At 65.6% G+C, this 23,305-nt stretch carries 23 protein-coding genes; 20 read left to right on the top strand and 3 right to left on the bottom strand.

The genetic code is table 11. The features are described 5' to 3' along the window. Window positions 1-14 precede the first annotated feature (14 nt). The 16 genes from FHT09_RS04395 (at window position 15) to FHT09_RS04320 (ending at window position 16,067) form a co-directional block, all read left to right on the top strand. The gene (locus FHT09_RS04395; protein WP_104535922.1) at window positions 15-473 is read left to right on the top strand and encodes an SUF system Fe-S cluster assembly regulator; all 459 of its coding nucleotides are present in this window, start codon (window positions 15-17) and stop codon (window positions 471-473) included. Window positions 474-489: 16 nt separating this feature from the next. Continuing rightward, on the top strand, window positions 490-1,947 hold the full coding sequence (gene sufB / locus FHT09_RS04390) for a Fe-S cluster assembly protein SufB (RefSeq protein WP_102584994.1): 1,458 nt from the start codon (window positions 490-492) through the stop codon (window positions 1,945-1,947). Then, complete coding sequence (locus tag FHT09_RS04385; RefSeq protein WP_104535923.1) at window positions 1,944-2,399, top strand: lysozyme inhibitor LprI family protein; 456 nt, start codon at window positions 1,944-1,946, stop codon at window positions 2,397-2,399. The genes sufB and FHT09_RS04385 overlap by 4 nt, the downstream gene beginning before the upstream one ends. Window position 2,400: 1 nt before the next feature. Then, window positions 2,401-3,165: a Fe-S cluster assembly ATPase SufC gene (gene sufC, locus FHT09_RS04380; protein ID WP_104606074.1), complete on the top strand. Its 765-nt coding sequence runs from the start codon at window positions 2,401-2,403 to the stop codon at window positions 3,163-3,165. After that, window positions 3,165-4,433: a Fe-S cluster assembly protein SufD gene (gene sufD, locus FHT09_RS04375; protein WP_104606073.1), complete on the top strand. Its 1,269-nt coding sequence runs from the start codon at window positions 3,165-3,167 to the stop codon at window positions 4,431-4,433. Before sufC ends, sufD begins: the two co-directional genes overlap by 1 nt. Continuing rightward, a complete protein-coding gene (locus tag FHT09_RS04370; RefSeq protein WP_104606072.1) occupies window positions 4,430-5,674 on the top strand; it encodes a cysteine desulfurase in 1,245 nt (414 codons plus the stop codon). Before sufD ends, FHT09_RS04370 begins: the two co-directional genes overlap by 4 nt. Before the next feature lie 218 nt (window positions 5,675-5,892). Next, entirely contained in the window at window positions 5,893-6,432 is a 540-nt protein-coding gene (locus FHT09_RS04365) for a GNAT family N-acetyltransferase (protein ID WP_104606071.1), read from the top strand. Then, window positions 6,429-6,758, top strand: a complete 330-nt coding sequence (locus FHT09_RS04360) for a non-heme iron oxygenase ferredoxin subunit (protein WP_047129065.1) — start codon at window positions 6,429-6,431, stop codon at window positions 6,756-6,758. Before FHT09_RS04365 ends, FHT09_RS04360 begins: the two co-directional genes overlap by 4 nt. Before the next feature lie 565 nt (window positions 6,759-7,323). Continuing rightward, the gene (locus FHT09_RS04355) at window positions 7,324-9,642 is read left to right on the top strand and encodes a TonB-dependent siderophore receptor (RefSeq protein WP_104606070.1); all 2,319 of its coding nucleotides are present in this window, start codon (window positions 7,324-7,326) and stop codon (window positions 9,640-9,642) included. A gap of 48 nt (window positions 9,643-9,690) precedes the next feature. Then, window positions 9,691-10,377, top strand: coding sequence for a Fe2+-dependent dioxygenase (locus FHT09_RS04350; protein ID WP_104606069.1), 687 nt, complete (start codon window positions 9,691-9,693; stop codon window positions 10,375-10,377). Then, entirely contained in the window at window positions 10,370-11,128 is a 759-nt protein-coding gene (locus tag FHT09_RS04345) for a tetratricopeptide repeat protein (protein WP_104606068.1), read from the top strand. The genes FHT09_RS04350 and FHT09_RS04345 overlap by 8 nt, the downstream gene beginning before the upstream one ends. Window positions 11,129-11,135: 7 nt before the next feature. Next, window positions 11,136-11,774: a PepSY-associated TM helix domain-containing protein gene (locus tag FHT09_RS04340; RefSeq protein WP_104535931.1), complete on the top strand. Its 639-nt coding sequence runs from the start codon at window positions 11,136-11,138 to the stop codon at window positions 11,772-11,774. Window positions 11,775-11,797: 23 nt separating this feature from the next. Beyond that, window positions 11,798-12,313, top strand: a complete 516-nt coding sequence (locus FHT09_RS04335; RefSeq protein ID WP_104606067.1) for a DUF2271 domain-containing protein — start codon at window positions 11,798-11,800, stop codon at window positions 12,311-12,313. A gap of 172 nt (window positions 12,314-12,485) precedes the next feature. Further along, window positions 12,486-13,289: a DUF4198 domain-containing protein gene (locus tag FHT09_RS04330; protein ID WP_104606066.1), complete on the top strand. Its 804-nt coding sequence runs from the start codon at window positions 12,486-12,488 to the stop codon at window positions 13,287-13,289. Between the two features lie 67 nt (window positions 13,290-13,356). Continuing rightward, complete coding sequence (locus FHT09_RS04325) at window positions 13,357-14,331, top strand: FAD:protein FMN transferase (RefSeq protein WP_104606065.1); 975 nt, start codon at window positions 13,357-13,359, stop codon at window positions 14,329-14,331. Then, window positions 14,328-16,067: a flavodoxin domain-containing protein gene (locus FHT09_RS04320; RefSeq protein ID WP_104535935.1), complete on the top strand. Its 1,740-nt coding sequence runs from the start codon at window positions 14,328-14,330 to the stop codon at window positions 16,065-16,067. The genes FHT09_RS04325 and FHT09_RS04320 overlap by 4 nt, the downstream gene beginning before the upstream one ends. A gap of 291 nt (window positions 16,068-16,358) precedes the next feature. Here the strand turns inward: FHT09_RS04320 and FHT09_RS04315 are convergent, their stop codons facing one another. From FHT09_RS04315 to FHT09_RS04305, 3 genes are all read right to left on the bottom strand, one after another. Continuing rightward, complete coding sequence (locus tag FHT09_RS04315; protein WP_104606064.1) at window positions 16,359-17,024, bottom strand: EF-hand domain-containing protein; 666 nt, start codon at window positions 17,022-17,024, stop codon at window positions 16,359-16,361. Between the two features lie 153 nt (window positions 17,025-17,177). After that, window positions 17,178-17,933, bottom strand: coding sequence for a HutD family protein (locus FHT09_RS04310; RefSeq protein WP_104606063.1), 756 nt, complete (start codon window positions 17,931-17,933; stop codon window positions 17,178-17,180). A gap of 361 nt (window positions 17,934-18,294) precedes the next feature. After that, the gene (locus FHT09_RS04305) at window positions 18,295-18,669 is read right to left on the bottom strand and encodes a helix-hairpin-helix domain-containing protein (RefSeq protein ID WP_308685772.1); all 375 of its coding nucleotides are present in this window, start codon (window positions 18,667-18,669) and stop codon (window positions 18,295-18,297) included. 157 nt (window positions 18,670-18,826) lie between these two features. Here FHT09_RS04305 and FHT09_RS04300 point away from each other — a divergent pair, with 157 nt between their 5' ends. The 4 genes from FHT09_RS04300 to murU all read left to right on the top strand — a co-directional run bounded on the left by FHT09_RS04300 (window position 18,827) and on the right by murU (window position 22,546). Next, on the top strand, window positions 18,827-20,320 hold the full coding sequence (locus tag FHT09_RS04300) for a M20 family metallopeptidase (protein WP_104606062.1): 1,494 nt from the start codon (window positions 18,827-18,829) through the stop codon (window positions 20,318-20,320). 165 nt (window positions 20,321-20,485) lie between these two features. Beyond that, window positions 20,486-20,758: a GlsB/YeaQ/YmgE family stress response membrane protein gene (locus FHT09_RS04295; RefSeq protein ID WP_006452367.1), complete on the top strand. Its 273-nt coding sequence runs from the start codon at window positions 20,486-20,488 to the stop codon at window positions 20,756-20,758. A 58-nt stretch (window positions 20,759-20,816) separates the two neighbouring features. After that, complete coding sequence (locus tag FHT09_RS04290; protein WP_104606061.1) at window positions 20,817-21,839, top strand: phosphotransferase; 1,023 nt, start codon at window positions 20,817-20,819, stop codon at window positions 21,837-21,839. Beyond that, window positions 21,836-22,546, top strand: coding sequence for an N-acetylmuramate alpha-1-phosphate uridylyltransferase MurU (murU, locus tag FHT09_RS04285; RefSeq protein ID WP_104535940.1), 711 nt, complete (start codon window positions 21,836-21,838; stop codon window positions 22,544-22,546). The genes FHT09_RS04290 and murU overlap by 4 nt, the downstream gene beginning before the upstream one ends. Window positions 22,547-23,305 lie beyond the last annotated feature (759 nt).

The following is a 23,305-nucleotide window of genomic DNA, read 5'->3' as shown; positions in this document are numbered from 1 at the left end:
TTATCGCCTTCCTCATGTTGCGCGTCACCAAACTCACCGATTACGCCACTGTCGTGTTGACCGTCTTGGCAGCGCGCTGCGGTCAGGTGCTCAGCGCCAGCGAACTTGCCGAGCAGGCCGGCCTGGAAGCGCCGACCGTGAGCAAGATCCTCAAGCCGCTGTCGCAAGCGGGCCTGGTCGAAGGGCTGCGCGGCGTGCACGGTGGCTACCGGCTGGCGCGCGCGGCCAGCGAGATCACGCTGGTGGAAATCGTCGAGGCGATGGAAGGCCCGCTGGCGATCACCGAATGCAGCCAGGACCACAGCCAGTGCGGCATCGCGCAGACATGCGGCGTGCGCTCCAACTGGCGCCTGATCAACGACGTGGTCGGCGATGCATTGCGTCGCGTCACGCTCGCACAGATGTTGCAGCCCCTCTCTCTCCCTGGCGACGGCCGTCGGCGTTCCATCGCCGCACGCGTCGCGACCACCTGACCCTGTAGGCAGCCCGATGGCCACCGAACTTGCACCCCCGCAGAATGCCGAAATTATCGAACGGCTGGGCCGACGCTATGACGCCGGCTTCATCACCGAGATCGAATCGGACTCGCTTCCGCCCGGCCTGGACGAGGACGTCATCCGTGCGTTGTCGGCCAAGAAGGACGAGCCGCAATGGATGACCGACTGGCGTCTTGAGGCGTACCGGCACTGGCTGAAGATGCCGATGCCGGAATGGGCGAAGTTGAAGGTCTCGCCAATCGATTTCCAGGCGTTGAGCTATTACTCTGCGCCCAAGGGCCCGAAGTACGCCTCGCTGGACGATGTGCCCAAGGAACTGCTCGACACCTACGACAAACTCGGCGTGCCGCTGCACGAGCGTGCCCGGCTGGCCGGCGTGGCGGTGGATGCGGTGTTCGATTCGGTCTCTGTCGGCACCACCTTCCGCAAGGAACTGGCCGAAAAGGGCGTGATCTTCTGCTCGATGTCCGAGGCGATCAAGGAACATCCGGAAATCGTCAAACAGTATCTGGGCAGTGTGGTGCCGGTCGGTGACAACTATTTCGCCGCGCTCAACTCGGCGGTGTTCTCCGATGGCAGCTTCGTGTTCATTCCTGCGGGCGTGCGTTGCCCGATGGAACTGAGCACCTATTTCCGCATCAACGCCGGCCATACCGGGCAGTTCGAGCGCACCCTGATCGTGTGCGAAGACAAGGCCTATGTGTCGTACCTGGAAGGCTGCACCGCGCCGATGCGCGACGAGAACCAGTTGCACGCGGCGGTGGTCGAGCTGGTGACGCTGGAAGATGCCGAGATCAAGTATTCGACCGTGCAGAACTGGTACCCGGGCGACGAAGAAGGCCGTGGCGGCATCTACAACTTTGTCACCAAGCGTGCCGAATGCCGTGGCGCGCGCAGCAAGGTCACCTGGACCCAGGTCGAAACCGGCTCGGCGATCACCTGGAAGTATCCCTCGTGCGTGCTGCTCGGCGACGACTCGGTGGGCGAGTTCCACTCGGTCGCGCTGACCCACCATCGCCAGCAGGCCGACACCGGCACCAAGATGATCCACATCGGCAAACGCACCAAGAGCAAGATCGTTAGCAAGGGCATCAGCGCCGGGCGCGGGCAGAACACCTATCGCGGCCTGGTCAAGGTCGACCGCAACGCCGACGGCGCGCGCAACTACACCCAGTGCGATTCGCTGCTGATCGGCAAGCAGTGCGGCGCGCATACCTTCCCCTACATCGAGGTGAAGAATCCCGGCGCCACCGTCGAGCACGAGGCCACCACCTCCAAGATCAGCGACGACCAGCTGTTCTATTGCCGCGCGCGCGGCATCAGCCAGGAAGACGCGGTGTCGCTGATCGTCGACGGCTTCTGCAAGCAGGTGTTCCGCGAACTGCCGATGGAGTTCGCGGTGGAAGCCAAGAAGCTGCTGGAAGTCTCGCTGGAGGGATCGGTCGGATGATCAGGCCTTTGCTTCTGCTGCTGGCCTCGGCGCTGCCGACGCTGGCCCTGGCGGCCGCGCCGGCGCCCGCCCCCAGTTGCTACGACGCCCCCAGCCAGGGCGCGCTGAATCAGTGCGCCGCGAACGAGTTCAAGGACGCCGACGCCCGCCTCAACCGGACCTGGAAGGCGATCCAGGCCAAGTACGCCGACAGCCCGTTGTTCCTGGCCAAGCTCAAGCTCGCCCAGCAGCGCTGGCTCGCGTTCCGCGACGCCGAGCTGGAGGCCCGGATGCCGCTCACCGCGCACGCCGATCCCACCGCCGAATACGGCTCGGTCTATCCGATGTGCGTCGGCCAGATCGAGGCCGAGCTGACCCTGCAGCGCGTGAAGCAGCTGCAGGCCTGGCTTGACGGCGTCGAGGAAGGCGAGATGTGCGCCGGTTCCATTAAAAATTCTGCGGAAGTGAAGTGACATGCTGACCATCGAAAACCTCCACGCCAGCATTGCCGGCAAAGATATCCTCAAGGGCTTGTCGCTGGACATCCAGCCGGGTCAGGTGCACGCCATCATGGGGCCCAATGGCGCAGGCAAATCCACGCTGGGCAATGTGCTGGCCGGGCGCGACGGTTATGACGTCAGCGCCGGCACCGTGCAGTTCGAAGGCAAGGACCTGCTCGACCTGTCGCCGGAAGAACGCGCGGCAGCCGGCCTGTTCCTGGCCTTCCAGTACCCGGTGGAAATCCCCGGTGTCAACAACACCTACTTCCTGCGCGCCGCCCTCAATGCGCAGCGCAAGGCGCGTGGCGAGGACGAGCTGGACTCGATGCAGTTCCTCAAGCTGGTGCGGCAGAAGCTGGCCGTGCTGCATCTGAAGGACGAGCTGCTGCATCGCGGCGTCAACGAAGGGTTCTCCGGCGGCGAAAAGAAGCGCAACGAGATCTTCCAGCTGGCCGTGCTCGAACCCAAGCTCGCCATCCTGGACGAGACCGATTCGGGCCTGGACATCGATGCGCTCAAGAGCGTGGCCGACGGCATCAACGCGCTGCGCTCGCCGGAGCGTTCGTTCCTGGTGATCACCCACTATCAGCGTCTGCTCGACTACATCACCCCGGACGTGGTGCATGTGCTGGCCGAGGGCCGCATCGTGCAGAGCGGCGGCCCGGAACTGGCGCTGGAGCTGGAAAAGCACGGCTACCACTTCCTCAAGGACCGCGTGGTACCCGAGGCGGCTGCCTGATGAGCGCCCTGCTGGATTCCCTCGCCCGCGGCTTCAAGGGCAACGACGCGCGTCGGGTCGAACTCGATGCCGCGCTGCAGACCGGCCTGCCCGGTCCGCGCGCCGAAGCCTGGAAGTACACCTCGCTGCGGCAACTGGAGCGGCGCAGTTTCCAGCCCGCGCCGCTGGTGCCCACATTGATCGATGCGGCGCTGCTGGACGAGATCCCATCGCCGCGGCTGGTGTTCGTCAACGGCCGCCCGTCCGACGCATTGAGCGAACTGTCGACGCTGCCGGACGGCGTGCGGCTGGACACCTTGTCCGCGTCGCTTGCCGCAGGAGACGGCGACGGTGCCCAGCAATTGCTTGGTCGCCGTTTCGAAGGCAGCGATGAAATCTTTGCGCGCCTCAACGCCGCGCTTGCCGACGAAGGCGTGCTGGTTCACGTGCAGGAAGGCGCGCAGATCGAGGCGCCGCTGCACCTGGTCTTTATCGGCGCGGCCGCCGAGCACGATCTGTCCTGGCATCACCGCCACCTGATCGAACTGCGCGCCGGCGCTGCGCTGAATGTGGTAGAGCATCACCTGCATGTCGGCGATGCCGCGCATCTGCACAACAGCCTGATGCATGTCCATCTGGCCCAGGATGCGGTGCTGTCGCATGCCCGCGTGCAGGCCGGCAGTGCGCACGCAACGGCGCTGCTGCGGACCGATGCGGCGCTGGCGCGCAATGCGCGCTACCAGCGCGTGGATCTGGAACTGGGTGCCCACCTGTCGCGCCACGAGCTCAACGTGCGCCTGGAAGGCAACAACGCCCAACTGATCGCCAATGGCGTGCTGCTCGGCAACGGCCGCCGCCATGTCGATACACGTCTGGGCATCGCGCACATCGCACGCGACACCACCTGCGAGCTGGTCTGGCGCGGCGTGGGCGCCGATCGCAGCCGAGTGGTCTTCCACGGCGGCATCAACATCCGTCCCGGTGCAGACGGCACCGATGCGCGGCTGTCGAACAAGAATCTGCTGCTGTCGGCCAATGCCGAGATCGACACCCAGCCGGTGCTGGTGATCGATGCCGAGGAAGTACAGGCCGCGCATGGCGCAACCGTCGGTCAGCTCGACGACAACGCCTTGTTCTATCTGCGCTCGCGCGGCCTGCCGCAGGCCCAGGCGCAGCGCTTGTTGAGCGCCGCGTTCTGCCACGAGCCGCTGCGCGTACTGCCCGCAGCGCTGAGTGCGGTGCTGGCGCTGCAGCTGGACCGCGCACTGGCCTCGGCAGGCGTGGCATGAGCGCACCCGCCGTCACGCACCTCGCCGCGCCGGATTGGGAACGCGTGCGCTCGGATTTCCCGTTGTTGATGCGGCAGGTGCACGGCAAGCCGCTGATCTATTTCGACAACGCCAACACCGGGCAGAAGCCGCTGCAGGTCATCGCCGCGACCGACGAGTTCTATCGTCGTCAGAACGCCAATGTGAGCCGCGCGGTGCATGCGCTGGGCACCGAAGCCACCGACGCATTCGAGGGCGCGCGCAGCAAGCTTGCACGGTTTCTCAACGTACGCACCGACGAGCTGGTGCTGTGCAGCGGTACGACCTTTGCGATCAATCTGGTCGCCTATTCCTGGGCGCTGCCGCGCCTGGGTCGCGGCGATGTGATCCTGATCTCGCGCATGGAGCACCACGCCAACATCGTGCCGTGGCAGTTGGTGGCGCAACGCACCGGCGCCACCATTCGCGTGGCGGAGATCACGCCGGACGGCGCGCTGGATCTGGACGCCTTGCGCACGGCGATGACGCCGGAGGTCAAGCTGCTGGCGATCACGCATGTGTCCAACGTGCTGGGTACGGTCAATCCGGTGCGCGAGATCTGCCGCGAGGCGCGCAAGCGCGGCATCGTCACCGTGGTGGACGGTTCGCAGGCCGCGCCGCATCGGCGTATCGACGTGGCCGGCATCGGCTGCGATTTCTACGCCATCACCGGCCACAAGATGTGTGGGCCCACCGGTACCGGCGCGCTGTGGGCGCGGCGCGAGCACCTGCAGGCGATGCCACCGTTTCTGGGCGGCGGCGAGATGATCAAGGAGGTCAGTTTCGAGGGCACCGTGTTCAACGATGCCCCGCACAAGTTCGAAGCCGGCACGCCCAACATCGCCGGTTTCATCGGCCTGGGTTCCGCAGTCGACTACCTGGAATCGATCGGGCTGGCGCATGTGGAAGCGCGCGAGGCCGAGCTGCTGGCGCATTTCACCGAGGAGCTGCAGCGCATCGACGGCCTGCGCATCTTCGGCACCACGCCGGACAAGGCCGCCGTGGTGTCGTTCCTGATCGAAGGCGCGCATGCCCATGACTTGGCCACCCTGCTCGACCTGGAAGGGATCGCGATCCGCTCGGGTCAGCACTGCGCGCATCCGCTGCTGCAGTACTACGGCGTCGCCGCCACCTGCCGCGCCTCGCTGGCGTTCTACAACACGCATGACGAGATCGAGCGCTTTGTTGCTGCGTTGGTGAAGGTGCGTCGGTTGCTGGGTTGATTGGAATCGGGAATGGAGAATCGAAAAAGCGCTCTCGCGCATACTGATGCAGTTCGACACGTTGGAAGTAGCTCATCAAGCGGCGCAACGCTTTTCCCGATTCCCGATTCCCGATTCCCGATTCCCGATTCCCGATTCCCGATTCCCGATTCCCGATTCCCGATTCCCGATTCCCGATTCCCGATTCCCCAATCCCGACTCCCGCTAAACTGCACCCCATGCAGACCACCACCTTCCGAACCGCCACCGTCGACGACATCGACGCCCTTGTCTCGCTGGTGACCTCGGCCTATCGCGGTGATGTCAGTCGCGTTGGCTGGACCACCGAGGCCGACTTTCTGGACGGCGCGCGGATCGATCCTGCGGTGCTGCGCGAGGACCTGTTGCGCGATCGCAGCCTGGTGCTGCTGGTCGAGCAGGACGGGCGCCTCCTGGCCTGTGCGCATATCGCCGACGACCACGGTGCCGGCTACTTCGGCATGTTTGCGGTGGACCCCTCGCTACAGGGCAGCGGGCTCGGCAAGACGCTGCTGGCCGAGGCCGAGCGTATCGCCTACAGCGAGTGGCAGCTGCCGGTGATGCGGATGACGGTGATCGACATTCGCGACGAGCTGATTGCGTTTTACCAGCGGCGCGGCTATCGCCGCACCGGCATCACCAAACCGTTCCCGTATGGCGACGAGCGGTTCGGTGTGCCGCTGCGCCAGGACCTGCGCTTCGAGGTACTGGAAAAACCGCTCGGCGGCGCAGCGCTGTGAACCAGGCCTGGACCTTCGTCTGCGCCAGCGAGGCGCTGCTGCCCGGCGAGCTGCAGACCGTCTGGGACGAGGTGACCGATACCCCGATCGTGATCTTCAACCTCGACGGCGAGTTGTATGCGCTGGAAGACCGCTGTAGCCACGAAGACTATGAATTGTCGCCGGGCGCGTTCGACACCGCAGAAGGCAGCATCGAGTGCCTGCTGCACAGCGCGCGCTTCGACATCCGCGACGGCCGCCCGCTCTGTGCGCCGGCCTACACCGCGGTGCCCAAATTCCCGGTCAAGCGCGAACACGGCGGCATCTGGACCCGCGACGACCGCTGACAACCGCCGGATCCGTGCGTGACACGACACCCTTGAGCGGAGACCACCCGAGGCTCTGATCCGAAGTCTCGGCCCCGGCCGCACGCCCCCCCTGGCATCTGCGGATCTGCAGCCTGCCTGAGAAGAGGCGCTGCGCCATCAACGAGCTCGACCAGCCCGATGGCGGCACGTGGGCATCTTGCCAGGGCGCATACATGCCAAGGTCCCTGCGACCTCAGATCGATGGCGCAAGGCCTGACGCTCCGGGCAGCGTGGTTGCCTCGATGTGTGGCGCCAGACGACAATCATTGCAAAGAAGAATGATTTTCATTTAAGATCTCAGCCCTTCAGGCCTTCTTAACAACTGGCCTGCCCTGCGATCCCATGCGCCCAATTCTGCTCGGCACTTCCTTCCTGACCTTGCCTCGTTTGCGCCCCGCTGCGCAGCGCCGGTGCGTGGCCGGAAACTGGTCGGGTCAATTGGCCGCCTCGGGCTAGCGGGCGCGCATTTTCCGATCTGCCTTCCCATCCGCATCCGCCGAGCCATCGCCAGGCAGGAGCCTCGCTTTCCTCTTCGAGACGCCTCATGACTCCCAGGATTTCCCCGCTCACCTCGGCCGTGCTGCTGACGCTGTCCGCTCCTGCCTTCGCCCAGCCTGGCGATGCGCCGGCACCTCCGGGCGCGGTCGATCTGGACGCCATCCGGGTGCAACAGGAACGCGCGCAGAAGCCATCCTCGCCCAAGTACACCGAGGTGCTGCGCGACACGCCGCAGACGATCACCGTGGTCACCAAGCAGACCATGGACCAGCAGAACCTGCTGTCGCTGCGCGACGTGCTCAGCACCCTGCCCGGCATCACCTTTGGCGCGGGCGAAGGCGGCGGCGGCTACGGCGACAGCATCAACCTGCGCGGCTTCACCGCCAGCAGCGACATCACCACCGATGGCGTGCGTGACAGCGCGCAATACAGCCGCAGCGACATCTTCAACCTGGAAGCGGTGGAACTGATCAACGGCGCCAATTCGGCGATGTCCGGCGCCGGCTCGGTCGGCGGCAACATCAATCTGGTCACCAAGACCGCCGGCCAGGGCGACTTCACCAATGTGGTGGTCGGCGGCGGCAGCGATCGCTATGGACGGCTGACCGCCGACAGCAATCACGACTTCGAGAACGGCACCGCCGTGCGCCTGAACGCGATGGGCCACACCCAGGACGTGCCGGGGCGTAACGAGGAATTCCGTCACCGCTGGGGCTTTGCGCCGTCGGTGGCGTTCGGCCTGGGCTCGGATACCCGCTTCACCCTGAGCTACCTGCACCAGCACGACAACAACCTGCCGCAGTACGGCGTGCCGTTCGCGCTCAGTCCGTTCAACGACGGCCCGCTGCCGGGCGTGGACCCGGAAACCTTCTTCGGTTACCGCAACACCTCGCGTCAGGAAATCGACGTGGACATGCTGACCGGCGTGCTGGAAATGGATTTCGACGACAACGTCAAACTGCGCACTCTGGCGCGCGTGCAGCGCGTCGACCAGACCACCAACGCCACCGCACTGCAGGGCACCTGGTGCCTGCCCAACGGCACCGACCCGTACACCGGCCGCGCCTGCGTCGGCCAGCCAGCGGCGAGCTGGAATCCCAACAGCGGCCCGCGTGGCCTGGTCCGCGAGACGGAGAACTTCATCGCGCACAGCCAGACCGACCTGACCGCCACCCTGCACACCGGCGCCATCGAGCATCGCGTGGTCGCAGGCGTAGCCTTCAGCAAGGAAGACTTCGAACTCGATAGCGGCACCACCTTCCGCAATGCCGACGGCTCCGCCACCGGCATCACCTATCCGCTGCAGTCCTTCGACAATCCGTACAACATCTGGACCGGCCCGCAGAATTACGTCCGCACCGGGCGCAGCAAGGGCAGCCTGACCAATCAGGCGGTGTACCTGTTCGACACGCTGCAGTTCAACGAACACTGGATGCTCAACCTGGGCGGCCGCTACGAACACAACGAAGGCGACAGCACCACCTACACCGTCAACGCCGCCGGCAACGTCACCGGCGTGAGCGCAGGCTTCCCGGCCGGCAGCGAGGAGGACCTGTTCTCGTATCGCGCCGGCCTGGTATTCAAGCCGGTGGAGAACGCCAGCCTGTATCTGTCCTACGCCAACAGCAAGACGCCGTCCAAGGCCTCGGTCAACGGCTCGTGCACGCCGATCGCCACGGCCACCGCCGGCGCCAACTGCAATGTCGAGCCCGAAACGGCGGTCAACATCGAACTGGGCGGCAAGTGGGACGTGCTGGACCAGCGTCTGGCACTGACCGCTGCGCTGTTCCGCAACGAGCGCGAAAACTACAAGGTCAACAGCGGCGATCCGCTGATCCCCGAGCAGGTGCTGGACGGCAAGGCCCGCGTGGACGGCATCGCGCTTGGCGCCGCCGGTTACCTGACCGACCGCTGGTCGATCTTCGCCAACTACACCTTCCTGGACAGCGAAGTGCTGCAGAGCGTGTCCAACCGCACCGAGAGCCTCACCGGAGACCCGGTGGCCGGACGCGCGCTGGTGCAGACCCCGCGCAATGCCGGCAATATCTGGACCACCTATACGCTCAACCAGTGGACCTTCGGCTACGGCGTCACCTACCAGGGCGGTTTCTATCCCAACAACGCCTCGGCTGCGGCCTATCTCAAGACCGACGACTACTGGGTGCACCGCGCAATGGTCGGCCTGCGCGTCAACGACTGGCTCAGCCTGCAGTTGAACGTCAACAACCTGTTCGACGAGGAGTACTACACCAGCGTGCGCAACAACCTCACCGTCAATGCGGCCGGCACGGTCACTGCCGGCAATGGCTGGGCGCTTCCGGGCGAAGGCCGCTCGGCGGTGTTGAGCGCCACCTTCAGTTTCTGACCCACTGGCACGCCGTCCGCACAACGCGGGCGGCGTGGAGACCACCGCATGTTGCTGCCCATTCCCGATGTTCTCAGTCCCGCCCAGCTCGCCGAGCTGCGCGCGCGGCTGGACGCGGCCGACTGGGCGGACGGCCGCATCACCGCCGGCCATCAGTCGGCGCAGGCCAAGGACAACGCACAGCTGTCCGAAGCCAGCGCCACCGCACGCGAGGCCGGCGCGCTGGTGCTGGACGCGCTCTCGCGAAGCAGCACGTTCTTTTCGGCGGTATTGCCGCGGCGCATCTATCCGCCGCTGTTCAATCGCTATAGCGGCGGGCAATCGTTCGGCTATCACGTCGACAACGCGATCCGCTATGACCGCAGTCGCGGCGGCGCAGATCCCGTGCGTACCGATGTTTCGGCCACCTTGTTTCTCAGCGACCCGGACAGCTACGACGGCGGCGAGCTGGTGATCGAGGACACCTACGGTACGCAGTCGGTGAAGCTGCCGGCCGGGCACCTGGTGATCTATCCCGGCACCAGCCTGCATCGGGTGATGCCGGTAACCCGCGGCGCCCGTGTCGCCTGTTTCTTCTGGACCCAAAGCATGCTGCGCGACGATGCGCAGCGTCGCTTGCTGTTCGAACTGGATGTGTCGATCCGGCGGCTCACCCAGGACACCTCCGGCCATCCGTCGCTGATCCAGCTCACCGGCGTCTATCACAACCTGTTGCGGCAATGGGCCGATGTCTGAGCCCGCACTGGACCCGCCGCAGCTGATCGAGCTGCTGCACACGCAACCCGATCGCGCGGTCGCGCTGCTGTGCAGGGCCGCCGAGCGCCAGGATCTGGCAGCGCAACTGCTGCTCGCCCAGCTCTACGCCGAGGGCCGCGGCATCCCCGCCGATCCAGCCATGGCGATGCTGTGGTACGAGGTCGCCGCCAATGCCGGGCATCCGGAAGCGATGAACCAGCTGGGGCGCTGCCACGAACTGGGCTTCGGCACCGCGTGCAACGAGGTGCTGGCGGCGCTGTGGTACCGCCGCGCCGCCGAGCATGGGCTGGATTGGGGCATGTACAACCTCGCCCATCTGTATGGCTCGGGCCGGGGCGTGGCGCAGGACCACGCGCAGGCGTTGGCGCTGTATCGCACCGCCGCCGAGCGCGGGCATGCCAAATCGATGAACTTCGTGGCGCGCTATCTCGACCAGGGCCTCGCCTGCACTGCCGATCCGGCCGCCGCGCGCCACTGGTACCGCCGCTCTGCCGAGGCAGGCGATTTTCGCGGCCAGGCCGGTTACGCCACCTTGCTCGCAGACGCCGGCGACATCGACCAGGCCGAGCGATGGATGCGCCGTGCGATCGCCGGCGGGCATGCCGGCTTCCTGCAACAGCTCACCCCGTTGCTGGCGGGTGCAACGCAGCCACGTCTGCGCGCGTTGCTGAGCGAAGTGGCCGCGCGGCAATCGCACCTGCGGCCGTCGCCCGCAGCGGATGTGGCCTGAGCGCGCCATGGCGACCTCCAACGACACTCTTGCCACCACCCAGCAACGCCGCGGTTTCTGGCTGCGCATGCTGCATCAATGGCACTGGATCAGTTCGGCGCTGTGCCTGATCGGCATGCTGCTGTTCACCATCACCGGGCTGACCTTGAACCATGCCGGGCGCATCGAAGCCAGCCCCTCGACCGAACACCGCACGCTCACGCTGCCGCCGGCATTGCTCAAGTCCCTGGGCACCCGCGACGACGGCGATGCCCCGCTGCCGCCACGCGTGGCGCAGTGGCTGGGGCGTGAGCTGGATATCAGCATCGGTAACCGTGCCGGCGAATGGTCGGCCGACGAGGTGTATCTGGCGCTGCCGCGTCCTGGCGGCGATGCGTGGCTGAGCCTGGACCGCAGCACCGGCGCGATCGAGTACGAGCGTACCGGGCGCGGTGCCATCGCCTATCTCAACGATCTGCACAAGGGACGCAATGCCGGGCCGGCCTGGGGCTGGTTCATCGACGTGTTCGCCATCGCCTGCCTGGTGTTCTGCATCACCGGGCTGTTCCTGCTGCATCTGCATGCGCGCCAGCGCCGCATGACCTGGCCACTGGTCGGCCTGGGTCTGCTGATTCCCTTGCTGCTCGCCCTGCTGTTGATCCACTGACTTTTTTCCTACCGGAGACGATCATGCGCGCCACCCTGACCATCGCCCTGAGCGGCCTGCTCGCCATGCCGGCGTACGCCGCCACGCTCGACATCAACGTCGAGATCCCCAAGCTCAACGTCGCCGAATATCACCGCCCGTACGTAGCGATCTGGCTGGAAGGTGCCGACCAGAAGGTCGCCGCCAATCTGGCGGTCTGGTATCAATCCAAGGACACCGCCGAAGGCCACGGTACCAAGTGGCTGCCGGATCTGCGCCAGTGGTGGCGCAAGAGCGGCCGCACGCTGGACGTGCCGGTCGACGGCGTCACCGGCCCCACCCGGCCTGCCGGCGCGCACGCGTTGTCGTTCACCGATACCAAGGGCGCGCTGAAGTCGCTGCCGGCCGGCCAGTACACGCTGGTGGTGGAAGCCGCGCGCGAAGTCGGCGGCCGCGAACTGGTCAAGGTGCCTTTCAGCTGGCCGGCGACGTCTGCGCAGACCGCTAAGGCCAGCGGCAGCAGCGAGCTCGGCGCCGTCAGCCTGGTCGCAAAACCCTGAGCATTGCCTGCTGGTGGCGGCCGCGCGCAGCGTACGCGGCCGGCCGCGGCACAGGTGCGCAGTGCATCGCGTTGCCAGACACATATCGCTTCCCACGCATCCACCCAGCGCCATACCTGCGCGCTGATCAGACACGTGACCTACCGTCCTCATCGTCCTTCAAGGAGTTGTCATGAAACGTTCGCTCGTCCTGATCGCCATGCTCGCCGCATTGCCGGTCAGCGCACTCGCCCACAAGGCCTGGTTGCTGCCGTCGCAGACCGTCATCGCCGGTGAGGCGCCGTGGATCACCGTGGATGCAGCGGTGTCCAACGACCTGTTCTACTTCAACCACGTGCCGCTGCGCCTGGACAACCTCAGCATCACCGCGCCCGATGGCAGCGCGCTCAAGCCGGAAAATCCGGCCACCGGCAAGTACCGCAGCGTGTTCGATCTGCAGCTCACCCAGCCCGGCACCTACAGGCTGAGCATCGTCAACGCCGGCCTGTTCGCCAGCTGGAAGGAAGACGGCAAGCCAAAGCGCTGGCGCGGCGACGAAGCCCGCTTCGCCACCGAAGTGCCGAAGAACGCGCAGGACCTGCAGGTCTCGCAGTCCTTCAATCGGGTGGAAACCTTCGTCACCCGCGGTGCGCCGACCACCACGGTCTTCAAGCCCGCCGGCAAGGGCATCGAGTTGATTCCGATGACCCATCCCAACGATCTGGTTGCCGGCGAAGCGGCGCAGTTCACGCTGCAACTGGATGGCAAACCGGCGGCCGGGCTGGAGATCGAGATCGTGCGCGGCGGCACCCGCTATCGCGATGCGCAGAACGAGATCAAGCTCAAAACCGATGCCAAGGGCGGCTTCAGCGTGACCTGGCCGGAGCCGGGCATGTATTGGCTGGAAACCACCACCGAAGACACCAAGACCTCGCTGCCGCAGGCCAAGCAGCGCCGCCTGGGCTATGTCGTCACGCTGGAAGTCTTACCGCAGTAATCTGCCGGTGCGCGGCAGGAGCGCACGCAGCGTGCATCCTGCCGCCCCATCTTCATAAGATCCGTCCATGTCCGCATCGTCTTCCGCCGACCACGCCATCGCCACGCTCGGCGGCCGCAGCATGGGCACCACCTGGAGCGTGAAACTGGTGGCGCCGCGCCGGCGCGATCTGCACCCCTTGCATGCGTGCATCCAGGCCGCGCTGGATCGCGTGGTCGTGCAGATGAGTACTTGGGAGGCCGATTCGGATATCAGCCGTTACAACCGTGCACCGGCAGGCAGCTGGCACCGTCTGCCCGACGAATTCCACACAGTGCTGAGCGCAGCATTGGAGATTGCGCAGGCCAGCGAGGGGGCCTTCGACCCCACGGTCGGCCCGATGGTCGAGCTGTGGGGCTTCGGTGCTGCCGGGGCGCGCCAGCGCGTGCCGGCAGCGGACGCGATCGCGTTGGCGAGCCTGCGTTGCGGCTGGCAACGCCTGCGCCTGGATGGCATGCGGGTGCTGCAGCCGGGCGCGGTGGCACTGGATCTGTCCGGCATCGCCAAGGGCTTCGGTGTGGATTGCGTGCATCGGGCGTTACTGCACTCGGGTATCGACAGTGCATTGATCGAGGTCGGCGGCGAATTGTTCGGTTACGGACGCAAGCCCGACGCCAGCGCGTGGCGCGTGCTGGTCGAATCCGCCCCCGACGAAGACGCCGGCACCGCGCTGCCGGCACGTGTGCTGGCATTGGACGGCCTGGCGGTCGCCACCTCCGGCGATCGCTGGCACCGCTTCGATGCCGATGGCGCACGCTATACGCACACCTTCGACCCACGCACCGGCGCGCCCGTTCCGCATGCCCCCGCGGCGGTCACCGTCCTCGCATCCGATGCAATGCAGGCCGATGCCTGGGCCACCGCGATGACTGTGCTTGGCATTGATGCCGGTCTTGCCCATGCCCGCAGTGCAGAACTGGCCGTGCGATTTCTGGTGCGCAGGGACGGCATTCTGTTCGAATCCATGAGCCCTGCATTCGAACGCCACCTGTCCGCGTCATGATCACCGCCAACTCACGCGTGTGGCTCGGCAACGGGCTGGTACTGCTGGCGCTTGCCGCCATCGTCGGCTGGCTGGCCGGCCTGCATGACGGCACCTGGTGGAGCGTACCCACGCCGCATCGCTGGCAGCTGGCAGCGCTCGGCCTGGCACTGTATCTGGCCCTGTGCGCGGCCGTGCTGCTGCGGGCACGCAAACGCGGTGGCGCACACCATGCACACGCCAGCGGTGTGTTGATCGTCTGGGCAAGCCAGACCGGATTTGCGCGTGAGCTGGCGCAACGCAGCGTTGCCGCGCTGCAATCGGCAGGGGTCGCCGCACATGCGCTGCCGATCGAAGCCGTCGATAGCGATCAACTCGCACGCGTACCGCGGCTGCTGTGCATCGCCAGCACCACCGGCGAAGGCGATGCACCCGATCATGCGCAGGCGGCCGAGCGCGCCTGGCTGGCCGACGACGCGCATGATCTGGCTGCCGTGCGCTATGCCCTGCTGGCACTCGGCGATCGTGGTTATGCGCACTTCTGCGCGTTCGGACGGCGCCTTGACGATCGCCTGCAGGCGCGCGGCGCCACTCGCCTGTTCGAGCGCATCGAGGTCGATAACGCTGACCCGAACGCGCTGCAGCAATGGCAGCGTCTGCTGGCGGAACTGGCGCCCGCGCTCGCGACGCAACCCGACTGGGGCCTGCCGACCTATATCGCCTGGCAGCTACGCGAGCGTGTCCACGTCAATCCCGGTAGCGCGGGTGCGCCGGTCTACCGACTGCGCCTGACGCCATGCGATGGCGCCTTGCCGCACTGGAGCGCAGGCGATATCGCGGAGATCGCACCGCATAATGCGCCGGACGCGGTGGAGTCCTGGCTGCAGCGCAACCAACGCGATGGCGCGCAGCGAATCGACGGCCGCACCCTGCGCGACTGGCTCGGCGGTGCACAACTTCCCGTCGATGCCGATGCCGCTCTGGGTAGCGATGTGGGTGCCGGCGCCAGTCCTGTTTCCGCTTTTGGTTCCGATGCCGATGCCGGAGTCAAAATCGGCCAAGGTACGGATACGAGTACAGACACAGCCACAGCAACTACAGGTGGAAATTCAGCACTGGACGCAGAAGCACTGGTGCGCCGCCTGGCCGCCTTGCCCCATCGCGACTACTCGCTTGCCTCCATTCCCGAGGAAGGCCACGCCGAACTGCTGGTACGCGAGCATCGGCACGCCGACGGCAGCCTGGGGCTGGGTAGCGGCTGGCTCTGCGTCCACGCACCGATCGGCGCGGCCATAGCGCTGCGCCTGCGCAGCAACCCCGGCTTCCACCCGCCCGCACCCGACCAGCCGATGCTGCTAATCGGCAACGGCACCGGCATCGCCGGTCTGCGCGCGCATCTGCGTGCACGCATCGCAGCCGGTGCACGTCGCAACTGGCTGCTGTTCGGCGAACGCAATGCCGCGCACGACGCACTGTATGCCGACGAACTGCAGCAGTGGCTGCAGGACGGATGGATCGAGCGCCTGGATCTTGTCTACTCGCGCGACCAACCACAGCCGCCGCATTACGTTCAACACGCACTGGCGGCTGCCGCCGATCGCTTGCGTCGTTGGATCGATCAGGGCGCCTGCATCTACGTCTGCGGCAGCCTGCGCGGCATGGCGCCCGAGCTCGACCTTGCGCTGGATTCCATCCTCGGTGCCGGTGTCAGACAGGAACTGCTACGCAACGGGCGCTATCGTCGCGACGTGTACTGAACCATCTTGTGCGGCTGCCAGAGGGACCACAACGCGATTGCACAGACGCCAGCCGAGCGCGCCTGTTGCTGAAATCCGCAGCTTCCATGCATCAGGTAGCAGCGCGCCAACCGTAACGGCTGATCAGCCGTCACGGTTAGCGCGCAGCCACCTGCCCTTCCCGATGGTCCCAACCGTTGCCAGCTGCCGACAACCGCATGTGGCGTTGTGTCAGCCGCCGACGGCGAGGGAGAAAGCACATTGCCCCGAAGTGCATCGGAAAGCGTCCCCGTTATCGCCCAACCACCCCAGTTACGCTGCCAGATCGACCAGAGTGCTGGTTGCCGCGCTGCCGCCAATGCTGCGGTACTGCCCTACAGCCATCTGTACCAACGCTGCATACGCCTGCTGCGTGCCATCACTGCTGGATGCATCGGCGGACGACGGCGGGCGCGGCGGCGGATCGCGCGGCTGCATCGCCTCTTGCAGTTCCTGCAGACTCAGCGCTCCGCTCTTGTCGCTGTCAAGCAGGTCAAGCAGTTGCGTGCTCGATGCGCTGTCGCCATTGACAAGCGTGCTCAATTCACCGCTGCTGACACTCTCGTCGCCATCGCTGTCCAGGCCCGCGAACAACGACTGCACGTCCTGTCCTTGCTGACCCGGCGGAGGCGGCGGCGGCGGTAACGCCTGTGCCAGTTCGCTCTCGCTGACGGTGCCGCCACCATCTTGATCTAGCATGCTCAGCAGCCCATCGATGTCGATCTTGCCGTCCTCATTGCTACTGGACGACAACGCGGTCGACAGTTCCGACGCGGTCAGGCTGCCATCGCTATCGCTATCGATGGACTTGAACAATTGCGTCAGCGGATTGGCTTTTTCCGACTGCGCCGTGGATGCGGTGTTGCCGGTGGCCGCACTGCGGTTTGCATAGGACGTGTAGGCGGCATAGCCGGACCCGACCGAGCTGATGGTACTCATGGATTTCCCCCTGGAATTGCCGGAACCACTCCCGACGCTCGCACTGTTCCCGAGCCAGGTGGCACAGCGATGCCATCGTTTGTCTGCATTGACACGAATGCATCCGGGCACGTGCTGAGGGGCGCGACCTGCCGCGGATAAAGATGCAACGTCCTAGACCGGCCTTACCCGGATCGCCAGTAGCTCGCCGCCGCCATCGAGCACGTAACGGGTACGCGTGGAGGCGCTCAGCCACGCGGTATCGCCCGCAGCCAACGGCGGCAAGCCGCTATCGCGTCCAAAGCTGGCCTGGCCTGCAAGCAGATGGATTGCCCAGGCGCTGCCCGGATCGGCGAAGAACAGCATGGTGCCGACCAGCGGCCGATGCAGCAGTTCGGTCTGCACCAGGTCACGCCGCCACATCAGGTTGAAATCCCGAGTCGGCCCGTCGAGCAGCGTCGCATGTACCGTTTCTTCGCCTGCGAATCGGGCTCGCTGATACGGCGGCAGCAATTCGCAGCTGCGATGACTGCTGCCGGAAGCATCGGTACCGCCATCGGCGCCGGCGTCATTGCCGCCATGGTCAGCGCTACCGCCCTCATTGCCGCTATCGCTTTTGCTGCCACCGCCACCGCCACCGCTAACAGCAGTGCCACCACCAATACCGGTCGCGGTGCCAGTACCGCTGGCGGCATCGCCAAACTGCAACCGCATGCCATTGCCGTGCAATAGCACTAGCTCGCGATCGATGCCCGGGAATGCGGAAAATGCCGCGTCCTGCTCGATCTCGGCGATCGACAGCCGCAGCGCCCAAGCGTCGACATGGCCGAGGCGCAGGATCTCGCGCGTCCAGCCCAGTCGATTGCGCCATCGCTCGCGCCGGTAGTCGGTGGCCGGAATCACCCGGCTGCTCAGGTCTGTCAGCTGCATTGGCGCATTGTGCCGCAAGCGTGGCGCCCAGGCCGTCTCGTATTGTGCATCGCGCCTGACGCTGAGCCTCAGGCGTGACGCCGAGCCTCGAACTTGATGGTGTGGCCAACACCTCACAAAGCGGCCGGTGCCTTGCGATATGACTGGCGCTTCCTGCTGAGACCGCCCTTCCTGCGGTCACCGCCGCTTGGGTGCGCGTAACCCAAGTGGCCCCAAAACGAAAAACGCCCGGCTGCACATCCAAGTGCAACACCGGGCGATTCCACGTCCTTGTCGGCTTCCAGCCATCCCCCGGACATCCTGTCCAGTTAGGTTGCGGCCACGCATCCTCGCGTCGAACCGTATCTCGGATCCCTTCCCCTCAACGCCGTCCCACCGGTTTCACCGCCGCCCCCTTGGCAGCCTTCTTGGCGGGAGCCATCGTGGCTCCTACTTCGATCAGGTCTCGATTCCGTTCGACCGTCTTGAGTCCGATGCCCTTGACCAGTGCCAGTTCCTCGGCACTTTTGAAGGGACCGTTCGCCTGACGGTGCTCGACGATTGCCTCGGCTTTTGATCGCCCGACGTTCGTCAGCACCTTGTCCAATTCCTCAGCAGACGCGGTGTTGATATCGACCTTGTCGAACGCATACGCATTCGAGGACAACAGCAACGCCAGTAGCAGGGACTTCAGGGCTACGGTAAATGACTTCATTGCAACGCTCCTTGTGGCTTGGGTGATGGTCCTAGCCAGCATTCCTGCCGGCGGAGCCAGTGTCCCGCGCCACATGCAGCAATCCTATCGCCAACGAACTTTTCACACAGCCGGTGAACTGCGCGCCGCCTTGTAGGGAAATACCTACCCCAAGGCGCGGAGGTAGAATGTGCCGTTACGTCACGTATTCGGAGTCTCCATGGACAGCGCCAAGATCGACCAATTCATCAGCGACACCTGGGACCGCGAAATCGTCCCGCAGTTGGTCGATTACATCCGTATTCCCAACAAATCGCCGATGTTCGATGCCGATTGGGTCGCGAATGGCTATATGGAACAGGCGGTCACCCTGATGGAAACCTGGGCGCGCGTGCAGGCGATCGAAGGCATGCAGGTCGAGGTGGTGCGCCTGGAGGGCCGCACGCCGTTGATCTTCATCGAGATCCCGGCAACCGGCGCCGAATCGGGCGACGACACCGTGCTGCTGTACGGCCACCTGGACAAGCAGCCGGAAATGACCGGCTGGGACGCCGACCTCGGCCCATGGGAGCCGGTGCTGCGCGACGACAAGCTGTACGGGCGCGGTGGCGCAGACGATGGCTATGCGATCTTCGGTTCGCTGGCGGCGGTACTGGCGCTGCGCACCCAGGGCCTGCCGCATGCGCGCTGCGTGGTGCTGATCGAGGCCTGCGAGGAATCCGGCAGCTACGACCTGCCGGCCTATGTCGACCATCTGGCCGCACGCATCGGCAAGCCATCGCTGGTGGTGTGCCTGGATTCGGGCTGCGGCAACTATGAGCAGTTGTGGTGCACCACCTCGCTGCGCGGGCTGACCGGCGGCAATCTGAGCGTGAAGGTACTGGAGGAAGGCGTGCATTCTGGCGACGCCTCCGGCGTGGTGCCGTCCAGCTTCCGCTTGCTGCGCCAGTTGCTGTCGCGGATCGAGGACGAAGTCAGCGGCCGCATCCTGCTGGGCGGACTGCATGTGGAGGTGCCGGCCGAGCGTCTGACGCAGGCCAGGGCCGCGGCGGCGACGCTGGATACCGCCATCTTCGACAAGTTCCCGATGGTCGATGGCCTGGCGCCGATGCATGACGATCTCACCGAGCTGGTATTGAACCGCACCTGGCGCCCGGCGCTGTCGATCACCGGCGTGGCTGGCATGCCGCCGCTGGCTTCGGCCGGCAACGTGCTGCGCCCGCAGACCGCAGTGAAGCTGTCGCTGCGCCTGCCGCCGACCGCCGACGGCAAGGCCTGTGGCGAACTGCTCAAGGAAGCGCTGCTGCGCGATCCGCCCAACGGCGCCCAGGTAACGCTGGAGCTGGAGAAGGCATCGTCCGGCTGGAATGCGCCGGCGATGGCGCCGTGGCTGGAAAAAGCCATCGACGAGGCCAGCCTGGCGTTCTTCGACAAACCGGCGATGTACATGGGCGAAGGCGGCTCGATCCCGTTCATGGGCATGCTGGGCGAGAAGTTCCCGGGTGCGCAGTTCATGATCACCGGCGTGCTCGGCCCGCACTCCAATGCGCATGGCCCCAACGAGTTCCTGCACATCCCGATGGGCAAGCGGGTGACGGCCTGCGTGTCCAAGGTGATCGCCGAGCATCACGCCGCCTGCCTGCGCGGCGAGACCAGCGGCTCGCCGGTGGCCGCTGACAGCGGCACCCGTCATGGCGGGCATGGCTGCTGCTGATTGATCCCTGACCGCCCCGCGCATCATGGGGTGGTCAGGTGCTTTGTCATGCGCGGCGGCGCGCATGGATATGGTCCCAACGCCGTCGCGGCAGTCGGCACTGCACACGTGGTTGCCGCGGCGGCGAATGCTAGTCTGCCGATCCCTCTTCCCTCAGTGCCTGCGATGAACAATCTCTTCGGTAGCGACAGCTGGCTTTACATCATCCTGGTTGGCTTCGTGGTCGGGCTGCTGGCCCGTTTCATCACGCCCGGCACCCAGCGGCTGGGTTGCCTGCTGACCATCGTGCTGGGCATCGCCGGTGCAGTGGTGGCCAGCTGGTTCGGCCGCTACATGGGCTGGTACCACGCCGGTGAACCGGCCGGTTTCCTCGGCGCATTGTTGGGTGCGATCGCGATCCTGGCACTGCTGCGCCTGTTTAGCGGCAGCAAGCGTTGATCGAACCGGCGTCGCTTTCGACCTGGCTACGCCTCACTCCCCGAGACAGCACTCACCCATGACGTCATCGTTGCTTACCGATAACGCGCGCGATGCGCTCCGTCTGCAGTGGGCGCGGCATGTGCTAGATGACCTTGAGGTCACGCTGCAACGTGCCTCTGTCGATGCGGGATTTCGCAGTTACTGGCGTACGCAAGGACGCGGCGCGGATCGCATCCTGATGGATGCGCCACCTGCACTGGAAAACGTGGCGCCCTGGTTACGCATGCACGCCCTGCTCGGCACCCACGGCGTGCGCGTGCCACAGGTGCTTGCGCAGGATCTTGAAACGGGCTTCCTGCTGCTGGAAGACCTGGGCGTGCCGACCCTGGCGCAGGTGCTAACCGACGCCAATGCCGACGCGTTGCTGGATGCTGCGATCAGTCAGTTGCTATTGCTGCAACGCATTGCCCCGCCCCCCGACAGCGGCGTGTTCGGCGAGGCGCTGCTGCAACGCGATGCCGGCCTGTTCGAAGAATGGTTTCTCGGCCGCCACCTGGGCCTGCAGCTGGACTGCGGGCATGCCGAGCAGTTGCAGTTGGTGCAGCGCCGTTTGATGGACAACGCGCTGGCGCAGCCGCGCGTGTTCGCCCATCGCGATTTCATGCCGCGCAATCTGATGCCGGTCAGCGACGGGCTGGCAGTGCTGGATTTCCAGGATTGCGTGATCGGGCCGATCGCCTACGACCCGATCAGTCTGTTCAAGGACACCTCGGTGAGTTGGCCGCTTGCGCGCGTGGATGGCTGGCTGGAGCGCTACCACGCACGTGCCGCAGCAGCCGGTTTGCCGGTGCCGCCGCTGGCGCAATTCCTGCGCGATGCGGACTGGATGGGCGTGCAGCGGCACCTGAAGAATCTCGGCATCTTCTCGCGCCTGAACCATCGCGACGGCAAGCATTGGTATCTGGATAACGTGCCGCGTTTCATCGCCTATCTGGACGAGGTGTTGCCGCGTCATCCCGAGCTTGCGCCGCTGATCGGCCTGCTGGAAGACCTGGTCAAACCCGCCTTGGCGGCACGCTCCGCGCAGGCCGGGGCATGAAGGCGCTGATCTTCGCAGCCGGCTTCGGCGAACGCATGCGTCCGTTGACCGAGCGCACGCCCAAGCCGCTGTTGTCGGTCGGCGGCACGCCGCTGATTGTCTGGCATCTACGTAAGCTGGCCGCGCTGGGCGTGGACGAGGTGGTGATCAATACTTCATGGTTGGCCGACCAATTTCCTCATGTACTGGGCGATGGCGGCGCATTCGGGCTGCGGCTGACGTACTCCTTCGAGGGCGACAGCCCGCTGGAAACCGGCGGCGGCATGCTGCACGCGTTGCCGTTGCTGGGCGATGCCCCGTTCCTGCTGGTTAACGGCGATATCTGGACCGATTTCGATTTTGCGCGGCTGTCGGGTGCGCCGGCGGGACTGGCGCAGCTGGTGCTGGTCGATCAACCAGCCTATGCAGCACGCGCAGACTTTGCGTTGGATGCCGATGGCAAGGTGCGCGCAGATCTGCCCGCGACGCTGACCTACGCCGGCATCGGCATGTATCGACCGGCGTTGCTGGCCGATTGGCAATCGGTCATCGGCCAGCTCCCGGAGCCCGCCGGCACGGCGCCGCGCTTTGCGCTGGCGCCGATCCTGCGCGCGCAGATGGCCGCAGGCCTGATCGACGGCATCCACCATGCCGGGCGCTGGACCGATGTCGGCACGCCGCAGCGATTGGCGGAGCTGGATGCCCGGTTGCTGCGCGACGACGGCTGATCGCAGCCACACCACTGCAAACGCCCGGCCGCGCGTCGCGCATTGCGCGAACCACGAACACCGACCATCTCGACGGGCCTTGCAGCCAACCCACCGGCGCCGCTCCTGCTCTTGTCCATGCGCACCGACCATCACGACGGGTCCTTGCCCGCTCACCGTCGCGGGACCTTACGCGGCATGGATGCCGCGTAAGAGCCTACATGGACGTACTTGCGGCGTGTCCCGCGATGGTGGGCGGGCAAGGGCCTGCAGACAACCCACAGATCTGGAGCTCTGCAGCTCTGCAGCTCTGCAGCTCTGCAGCTCTGCAGCTCTGCAGCCGATCTATCGCACTGTCTGGGCCACTCGAGACAAACGTGGAGACGTGGACCGTGGCGGTGCTTAGTTGCGGTCCGATGCTTGAATCAACGGCCTGGTTGGTCGAGGGCGCGATGCCCTCACCGCTTCCGGGACACGCCGTGAGTCCGTCCGTGGAGGCTCGGTGGCGGCATCCATGCCGCCAAGGGTCCCGCAACCGGTGAGGACATCACGCCTGCCAGGTTGGTCGTGCGCTGTTGGAACTGCACAAGCGAGATGACTTAAGCCAGATGACTTAACGTAGCGGCATAGTCGCTTGCATGCATGGATGCACGGCTATGTAACGACATGGGCAATCCCGATTGCCTCTCTGCGCGCATTCGGCGGAAAGCGTCGCTGCAATCAGATCACGTCAGTCAGATCACACAAAGTCCATGGAACTACCGCTGACCTAACTCGCCG

The organism is Xanthomonas sp. CFBP 8152 (genome assembly GCF_014199025.1).
GTDB lineage: Bacteria > Pseudomonadota > Gammaproteobacteria > Xanthomonadales > Xanthomonadaceae > Xanthomonas > Xanthomonas arboricola_B.
Note: the sequence above shows the minus strand (reverse complement) of the source record. Positions and strands in the feature narration are given on the sequence as shown.

Bases quoted from the DNA above. Each gene is read 5' to 3' on its own strand.
- FHT09_RS04395 (WP_104535922.1), top strand. From the start codon at position 15: ATGTTGCGCGTCACCAAACTCACCGATTACGCCACTGTCGTGTTGACC.
- sufB (WP_102584994.1), top strand. From the start codon at position 490: ATGGCCACCGAACTTGCACCCCCGCAGAATGCCGAAATTATCGAACGG.
- FHT09_RS04385 (WP_104535923.1), top strand. From the start codon at position 1,944: ATGATCAGGCCTTTGCTTCTGCTGCTGGCCTCGGCGCTGCCGACGCTG.
- sufC (WP_104606074.1), top strand. From the start codon at position 2,401: ATGCTGACCATCGAAAACCTCCACGCCAGCATTGCCGGCAAAGATATC.
- sufD (WP_104606073.1), top strand. From the start codon at position 3,165: ATGAGCGCCCTGCTGGATTCCCTCGCCCGCGGCTTCAAGGGCAACGAC.
- FHT09_RS04370 (WP_104606072.1), top strand. From the start codon at position 4,430: ATGAGCGCACCCGCCGTCACGCACCTCGCCGCGCCGGATTGGGAACGC.
- FHT09_RS04365 (WP_104606071.1), top strand. From the start codon at position 5,893: ATGCAGACCACCACCTTCCGAACCGCCACCGTCGACGACATCGACGCC.
- FHT09_RS04355 (WP_104606070.1), top strand. From the start codon at position 7,324: ATGACTCCCAGGATTTCCCCGCTCACCTCGGCCGTGCTGCTGACGCTG.
- FHT09_RS04350 (WP_104606069.1), top strand. From the start codon at position 9,691: ATGTTGCTGCCCATTCCCGATGTTCTCAGTCCCGCCCAGCTCGCCGAG.
- FHT09_RS04345 (WP_104606068.1), top strand. From the start codon at position 10,370: ATGTCTGAGCCCGCACTGGACCCGCCGCAGCTGATCGAGCTGCTGCAC.
- FHT09_RS04340 (WP_104535931.1), top strand. From the start codon at position 11,136: ATGGCGACCTCCAACGACACTCTTGCCACCACCCAGCAACGCCGCGGT.
- FHT09_RS04335 (WP_104606067.1), top strand. From the start codon at position 11,798: ATGCGCGCCACCCTGACCATCGCCCTGAGCGGCCTGCTCGCCATGCCG.
- FHT09_RS04330 (WP_104606066.1), top strand. From the start codon at position 12,486: ATGAAACGTTCGCTCGTCCTGATCGCCATGCTCGCCGCATTGCCGGTC.
- FHT09_RS04325 (WP_104606065.1), top strand. From the start codon at position 13,357: ATGTCCGCATCGTCTTCCGCCGACCACGCCATCGCCACGCTCGGCGGC.
- FHT09_RS04320 (WP_104535935.1), top strand. From the start codon at position 14,328: ATGATCACCGCCAACTCACGCGTGTGGCTCGGCAACGGGCTGGTACTG.
- FHT09_RS04315 (WP_104606064.1), bottom strand. From the start codon at position 17,024: ATGAGTACCATCAGCTCGGTCGGGTCCGGCTATGCCGCCTACACGTCC.
- FHT09_RS04310 (WP_104606063.1), bottom strand. From the start codon at position 17,933: ATGCAGCTGACAGACCTGAGCAGCCGGGTGATTCCGGCCACCGACTAC.
- FHT09_RS04305 (WP_308685772.1), bottom strand. From the start codon at position 18,669: ATGCTGGCTAGGACCATCACCCAAGCCACAAGGAGCGTTGCAATGAAG.
- FHT09_RS04300 (WP_104606062.1), top strand. From the start codon at position 18,827: ATGGACAGCGCCAAGATCGACCAATTCATCAGCGACACCTGGGACCGC.
- FHT09_RS04295 (WP_006452367.1), top strand. From the start codon at position 20,486: ATGAACAATCTCTTCGGTAGCGACAGCTGGCTTTACATCATCCTGGTT.
- FHT09_RS04290 (WP_104606061.1), top strand. From the start codon at position 20,817: ATGACGTCATCGTTGCTTACCGATAACGCGCGCGATGCGCTCCGTCTG.
- murU (WP_104535940.1), top strand. From the start codon at position 21,836: ATGAAGGCGCTGATCTTCGCAGCCGGCTTCGGCGAACGCATGCGTCCG.